The sequence below is a fragment of the Streptomyces katrae genome, assembly GCF_000966975.1.
Taxonomy (GTDB): Bacteria; Actinomycetota; Actinomycetes; order Streptomycetales; family Streptomycetaceae; genus Streptomyces; species Streptomyces katrae.
In genome coordinates, this window is record NZ_JZWV01001120.1 from 1 (window position 1) to 1,974 (window position 1,974).

The window sequence follows — 1,974 nt, forward strand, 5'->3', positions numbered from 1 at the left end:
TCGAGGGGGAGATGGCGGGCCCGCACTACGCCCCCCTACACCACCGCCCCGCGCCCCGGGTCGTCGTCGTTGTCGTCCGTGTCGCCCGACATGCGGGCCACCAGGGTGGCGAAGCCGCCCAGGAAGCCGCCGATGCCCAGGGTGGTCAGCCACCACGTCATGTCCCACTGCAGCAGCACCGCCAGCAGCAGCAGTACCGGGCCGCCGACCACGGCCAGCCAGGCGAACTTCGCCGTCGTGTCCGCCGGCGGGAGTTCCGGGGGCTCCGGGGGGACGAAGTGGCCCTCGTCGGCCGCGTCCCCCGCGAGGTCCTCGTCCTTCGGCTCCGCCGGGGAGTGGTCACGCGGGCCGAGGACGACGCCCGGGGCGAAGACCACCGAGCTGCCCAGGGCCGTCGGGGTCGTCGGCGCGGCGGCCGGGGGCTCCGGCTGGACGTCCTCCTCCGGCAGCATCAGGTTCTCGATCGGCCGGAAGGGGCGCGCCCCCGGCGGGTCCGGCGGTTCCTGTCCGTACCCGGCGACGATCGCGGCCCACGCCGCCTCCTCGTCGAGCGGGGGCACACCCCCGGAGGACTCCTCGTGCTCAGCCACCGCTGGCCGCCCCCTCCCTGCCGACGCTCTCCGCGAGCCGCCCGACGAACGCATAGCTGTCCGCGAAGATCCGCTCCGCGTCATGGTCCAACGTCGCGACGTGATAACTCTGTTCCAGCAGGGTCTCGGTGACGTCCGTCGACGACACCCGCGCCAGGATCCGCTCCGAGTCCACCGGCGGGACCACGTGGTCCTGGGGGCTGTGGAGGAGCAGCACAGGCTGCGTGACCTGCGGCAGCTCGGTGTCCACCAGCTGGAAGAACTTCCGCAGCGAGTGCGCGGCCTTCGTCGGGACCCGGTCGTAGCCGACCTCCGCCGCGCCCGGCTTCGCGATGTCGCTGGCGATGCCCGCCGTCGACCGGATGAAGTGCTTCGCCACCGGAAGGGCGACGGCCAGGGGGTCGTGCACCTTGTTGGCCGGGTTGACGAGGACGATGCCGCTGATGGCGTCCCCGTGCTTGGCGGCCAGCCGCAGGGTCAGCGCGCCGCCCATCGAGAGCCCGAACACGAACACCTGCGAGCACCGCTCCAGCAGCTCCCGCAGCGCCCGGTCCACCTCGGCGTACCAGTCCTGCCAGCCGGTGAGCTGCATGTCCTGCCAGCGCGTGCCGTGGCCCGGCAGCAGCGGCAGGGAGACCGTCAGCCCGCGCTCGGCCAGGTACTCGGCCCAGGGGCGCAGCGACTGCGGGGAACCGGTGAAGCCGTGGCAGAGAAGCACGCCCACCTCTCCGCCCTCGTGGCGGAACGGCTCTGCTCCAGGGAGGACGGGCACCACAGTCTCCTTGATTGGTGAGGACGATGACGTAACGACTCGACGATGACCATGACGCGTGCGGGGTACGGGTACGTACGGGTGCGTCGCGCTGTGTGACTTCACCGTACGCGACCGGGATGACACCGACCAGGGTCGTCGGGCGCTCTCGGCGGAGCCAGGGGTTATGGTCTGATCGACAGACACAGGAAGGCTTTCGAGTTGATCTACGGCGCAATGAAGTTCTCCATCGGCGGTTCGCTGAAGCTCGCCTTCAGGCCGTGGGTGGAGGGCCTCGAGAACATTCCCGCGGAGGGGCCGGCGATCCTCGCGAGCAACCACCTGTCCTTCTCCGATTCCTTTTTCCTGCCGGCCGTGCTGGACCGGAAGGTGACCTTCATCGCGAAGGCGGAGTACTTCACCTCCCCCGGGGTCAAGGGCAAGCTGACCGCGGCCTTCTTCAAGGGCGTCGGCCAGCTCCCCGTGGACCGCTCCGGCGCGCGCGGTGCGGGCGAGGCCGCGATCAAGAGCGGCATCGAGGTCATCGAGCGCGGGGAGCTGTTCGGTATTTACCCCGAGGGGACCCGTTCACCCGACGGCCGCCTCTACCGGGGCAAGCCCGGTGGTCTGGCC

Annotated in this window: 3 protein-coding genes; 1 reads left to right on the forward strand and 2 read right to left on the reverse strand. The window is 70.9% G+C overall.

Features of this window, described 5'->3' with window-relative positions:
• Positions 1 to 35: 35 nt before the first annotated feature.
• Both VR44_RS33395 and VR44_RS33400 read right to left on the reverse strand, forming a co-directional pair.
• Positions 36 to 590: a hypothetical protein gene (locus tag VR44_RS33395; protein WP_045951389.1), complete on the reverse strand. Its 555-nt coding sequence runs from the start codon at positions 588 to 590 to the stop codon at positions 36 to 38.
• A complete protein-coding gene (locus VR44_RS33400) occupies positions 583 to 1,362 on the reverse strand; it encodes an alpha/beta hydrolase (RefSeq protein ID WP_045951390.1) in 780 nt (259 codons plus the stop codon). The genes VR44_RS33395 and VR44_RS33400 overlap by 8 nt, the downstream gene beginning before the upstream one ends.
• Before the next feature lie 201 nt (positions 1,363 to 1,563).
• Here VR44_RS33400 and VR44_RS33405 point away from each other — a divergent pair.
• Positions 1,564 to 1,974 (forward strand): lysophospholipid acyltransferase family protein (locus tag VR44_RS33405; protein WP_211275173.1); only part of this gene is annotated, 411 nt, incomplete at its 3' end.